Consider the following 4,450-nt stretch of genomic DNA (forward strand, 5'->3'; position numbering starts at 1 on the left):
GTGCGCGGCAACTGGCTTACCATCGGGGCAGGCGCTGACTCGGTGCCGGCCCTTGCCACTTTCAATCCAGCCTATCTGCTCCGCCGGCCGGAGGAGAAGGCGCGTGCCTGGGCCGACCTCCTCGACCTCAGGCGGAGGCTTCAGCAGTGAACCGTTACCTTTTCCTTGCCGCTGCCGGGCTATGGGCGGCGGGTGCCCCGGTGCTTGCCGATTCCGCCGATCCGCAGACGATCCAGGTTACGTCGTCGCCGTTCACCCGTGCCGAGCGATCGGTTCCGCCACAACTGAGCGCCGCTGAACGGGTGCAATATGCGCGGATTTTTCGTGCGATCGAGGCTGGCAAGATCAGCGCCGCAAGCGATGAACTGGCGGCCATGCAGCCGGGCATCCTGCACCCGGTCGCCGAAGCGCAGATCCTGCTGGCGCAAGGGGCGGGCGCCGGGCTGATGCGCCTTGTTGCCTGGCTTGAATCCAACCCGGCGGCGCCGCAGGCAACGGCGATCGCCGCGTTCGCACGCAAGGCCGGCGCGACGACGCTGCCGCCGCTGGCGCAGTTGAAGCAACTGATTCCGATTCGCCTGACCCCGCCGCTAGGGCCGCGCAGCGCCCGCCTTCAATCGACGACCGATCAGGATTTTGCGACGGAAGCCAAGGCGGCGCTTGGCGCAGACCGTCCGCAGGACGTGGAAACGGCGCTGGAACGGCCGTTGGCCGAGCTGTCACCCGAAGTCCGCAGCGAATGGGCGCAGCGGGCGGCGTGGAACGCCTATCTGGCGCTTGACGACACGACAGCCGAACGGCTTGGCCTGAAGGCCGCGAACGGTTCGTCGGAATGGGCTGCGATGGGCTATTGGGTGGCGGGCCTGGCAGCGTTCCGCAAGGGCGACAACGAAGCAGCGGCCCGACATTTCGACGCGATTTCACAGGTTTACACCGCCGCCTCGGACTTGCGTTCGGCGGCGGCCTATTGGGCGGCGCGCAGCCACGTGCGGTGCGGCCGGCCGTGGGATTCTGCCACGCGGCTGAAGGCTGCGGTCGCGCGCGACCGCGACGGTTTCTACGGCCTGCTGGCGTCTGAGGCGCTGGGCCTTCAGCCCAACATCAACTGGCGCGAACCCGACTTCATTCAAGCCGACTGGACCACGCTGAAGGGCTTTCAGGGCGCCAGACGAGCGGTTGCGCTGGTCGAGATCGGGCAGCCGGGCCTTGCCGACCGGGAATTGCGGCAACTGGCTGTCGCAACATCCAATGACACCTACGAACCGGTGCTGCGGTTGGCGGCGCGCCTCGACCTTCCGGCAACGCAATATTGGCTGGCGCAGAACCCGCCGACCGGCCAGATGTCGCCCATGTCGGCCCGCTTCCCGACGCCCGACTGGAAGCCCCTGCGCGGCTGGCGGGTGGAAAGAAGCCTGATCTTTGCCCACGCATTGCAGGAATCGAAGTTCATCACGGCGGCAAAGTCGGGGGCAGGGGCCAAAGGGCCGATGCAGATCATGCCGGGCACGGCGCGCGATCTGGCCAAGGCGATGGAAATCGAACACAGCGATGGCATGCTGTCCGACCCGTCTTACAGTGTCGAATTCGGCCAGTCCTATCTGGAAATGCTGCGTGACAGCCCGCACACGCAGGGGCTGCTGCCCAAGGTGATCGCCGCTTACAACGCCGGCCCTGGTTCCGTGATGAAGTGGAACGCCGGTGAACTGCGCGACAATGGCGACCCGCTGCTGTTCATGGAATCGATCCCCTTCCGCGAGACGCGCCACTATGTCGAGGTCGTGATGCGAAACTATTGGCTCTATCAGATGAAGGCGGCGGCGCAGGCCGAAGACGAGCCTGAGGCCGGGCCGCCGAGCATCTCGCAGTTGGCGGCGAACCAGTGGCCGCGCTTCCCCAAGTCGCGTCTGGCTGCCCGCTGACATGGCGCTGAACGAAACACGACCATTCCGGCCAGTCAGGATCGCGGTTCTTACCATCTCGGACACGCGCGGCTTTGCCGAAGACCGCAGTGGCGACACGCTTGTGGAGCGCCTGCAGACGGCGGGGCATGTGCTGGCCGACCGTGCGATCGTCCGCGACGAACAGGATATCATCATCGAGCGTCTGGCGCAGTGGGCCGCAGATCCCGCCGTCGAATGCATCATCAGCACGGGCGGAACCGGCGTCACCGGCCGCGACGTGACACCAGAAGCAGTCGAAGCCGTCTGCGAAAAGATGATCCCCGGTTTCGGCGAACTGTTCCGCTGGATCAGCTTCAGGAAGATCGGCACTTCGACCATCCAGTCCCGTGCAACCGCCGGGGTGGCGCACGGCACCTATATTTTCGCGCTGCCGGGAAGCACCGGGGCGGTACGCGACGGCTGGGATGAAATACTGGCCGAGCAACTGGATAGCCGGTTCGGGCCTTGTAATTTTGTCGAACTCATGCCACGCTTGCAGGAATAACAAGAACATCCGGCAGGAGGGTGCCGTCTGGAATACATCAACTATAATTTGATGCCGATTCTCGCCGCGACGGTATTCGGGTTGCTGGTCGGGTTGGGGCACTTTCTGCTGTCCAAACCCGGAGAGAAACTCAACATCGGCTTTCTGGCGCTTACGGCGGTCGCCCAATTCTGGGTGGCCACGGTGCTGGCGGGCGCGTTGCTGCTGGCGCCAAGAACCGGCCAGCCGTGGATCACGATGCTGACTGTGGCGGTCGTTGCCTGGGTCGGCTTCATCGTTCCGCCGCTGATGGTGACACTGCGATTTCGCGGCCATCCCGGCCCGATGGCCGCCGCAGACAGCCTGCACTGGTTGCTGGTGCTGGTCGTGCAGGGAACGGTGATGCAGGCATTGGGGCTGATGCCGGTTCCCATGTGATGCGCCCCCCGGCGCGCGCCGCATCAGCGCACATTCCCACCGGCGCCAACTTGCACTAGGCAGGCTGCCATGCTTCGTCTTCACCTTCCCGGACGCCCGACCGAACCGCTCGCCCTCCTTGATGTAGCGGCGGGTGCCGCTATCGATCACCCTGTGCCGGAAGACAGCGAACTGGCCGGCGCCGTCTGGATCGACCTGTTCCACCCCACATCCGACGAAGTCGCCGCTGCCGAACGGGTGCTGCAACTGGAACTGCCGACCAAGGCAGAGATGTCGGAGATCGAGGCGTCGAGCCGGGTATATCGCGATGGCGTTGCGCAGGTGATGAACCTGTTGCTGGTGGTGGGCGTCGATTCCGGCACACCAGCGGCGGCGCCCGTCAGCCTGGTGCTCACGCCATCCGCACTGGTGACGATCCGCTTTGCCGATCCGCAGGCATTTCGTTCGCTCGATGCCTCGTGCACCAGGGAAGCCCCCGGTGAAAGCCCGGTGCGGATGCTGTCGCGGTTGTTGGAAAACATCGTCGATCGCACTGCCGATATTCTTGAAAAAATGGGCGGAGAGATCGATCAACTGTCGTCGCTGATTTTCGGGTTGGACAGGCCGGACACGGTGCGGCTGTCGACAGCCGACCTGCAATCGATCCTGCGGCGGATCGGCAGTGTGCAGTTCGTGCTGAACAAGGTGCATGAATCGCTGGTTACGCAGATGCGGGCGATCAGCTTTCTGTCGATCAGCCCGACAGAAAATGGCGCAGGGGCAGCAGGCCGCAAGGAAAAGATCGTGCGCGAAACGCTGAAATCGCTGGCGCGCGATATACAGAGCCTGTTGGACAACAGTTCCTACATGATCCAGAACATCGGCTTTCTTCTGGATGCCGCGATGGGGCGCATTTCGATCGAACAGAATGCAATCGTGAAGATTTTTTCGGTTGCGGCGGTCATTTTCCTGCCGCCGACGCTGGTTGCTTCGATCTATGGCATGAACTTTGAAAACATGCCCGAGCTTGGGCTGGAGCTGGGCTATCCGATGGCGCTGGCGATGATGCTGTTATCGGCGATCCTGCCCTATTTGTGGTTTCGCAAAAAGGGATGGCTGTAGCCTGATGTACAGCGCCCTGTTCGCCACACGGTTCGACGTTTCATGTGCCCTGTTCGTCGCAGGTCAGGCGCCGTTTTCGGATAGTTTCGGTTGACCTTGCGCCGCGTCTGATTCAGTGTTCTGCCACAACGGCTTAGAAAAGTCGTGCAAGAATCTTGGGGCGGGCGCCAAGCCCGGGAGCTGAGGGGTCGATTTTTCTGCTGATGGCAGCCGACACGCAACGCGAATACACAAACAGGCCATTCAACGGCGGAGGGCGAAACTGTGGCCACGCTGGCTGACGTCGCCCTTAGGGATAGCGCGCGGGCGGGCGGCGCAAGCATCGGCCGCCGCCCGACCGGATCGGTGCGCGCGCATCGTGCGCTGTTGCAGTCGGGTGCGGCCCTGCGGCGTGTCGCTGCCGGATTTGCGGAAACCGGGATCGTCGTCGATCTTGGCGACAGCATTGGTTCCGGCCATTGGTGGCGCGGCGCGGCAACGCTTGCTG

5 protein-coding genes are annotated in these 4,450 nt (G+C 63.8%); all 5 read left to right on the forward strand.

All coding sequences use genetic code 11. The features are described 5' to 3' along the window. Positions 1 to 146 precede the first annotated feature (146 nt). Positions 147 to 1,919 (forward strand): lytic transglycosylase domain-containing protein, encoded by a 1,773-nt coding sequence (locus AC16JP_RS03805; RefSeq protein WP_484339271.1) that lies wholly within the window; start codon positions 147 to 149, stop codon positions 1,917 to 1,919. A gap of 1 nt (position 1,920) precedes the next feature. Beyond that, on the forward strand, positions 1,921 to 2,445 hold the full coding sequence (gene moaB, locus AC16JP_RS03810; protein WP_484339272.1) for a molybdenum cofactor biosynthesis protein B: 525 nt from the start codon (positions 1,921 to 1,923) through the stop codon (positions 2,443 to 2,445). Between the two features lie 51 nt (positions 2,446 to 2,496). Beyond that, the gene (locus AC16JP_RS03815) at positions 2,497 to 2,862 is read left to right on the forward strand and encodes a hypothetical protein (RefSeq protein ID WP_484339273.1); all 366 of its coding nucleotides are present in this window, start codon (positions 2,497 to 2,499) and stop codon (positions 2,860 to 2,862) included. A 69-nt stretch (positions 2,863 to 2,931) separates the two neighbouring features. Continuing rightward, positions 2,932 to 3,963 carry a magnesium transporter CorA family protein gene (locus AC16JP_RS03820; RefSeq protein ID WP_484339274.1) on the forward strand — a complete coding sequence of 344 codons (1,032 nt, stop codon included), beginning with the start codon at positions 2,932 to 2,934 and terminating at the stop codon, positions 3,961 to 3,963. Between the two features lie 264 nt (positions 3,964 to 4,227). Continuing rightward, on the forward strand, positions 4,228 to 4,450 hold a 223-nt coding region (locus tag AC16JP_RS03825), incomplete at its 3' end, for a hypothetical protein (RefSeq protein ID WP_484339275.1).

It is taken from the genome of Sandaracinobacteroides sp. (assembly GCF_057137845.1).

Bases quoted from the DNA above. Each gene is read 5' to 3' on its own strand.
- AC16JP_RS03815 (WP_484339273.1), top strand. From the start codon at position 2,497: ATGCCGATTCTCGCCGCGACGGTATTCGGGTTGCTGGTCGGGTTGGGG.
- AC16JP_RS03820 (WP_484339274.1), top strand. From the start codon at position 2,932: ATGCTTCGTCTTCACCTTCCCGGACGCCCGACCGAACCGCTCGCCCTC.
- moaB (WP_484339272.1), top strand. From the start codon at position 1,921: ATGGCGCTGAACGAAACACGACCATTCCGGCCAGTCAGGATCGCGGTT.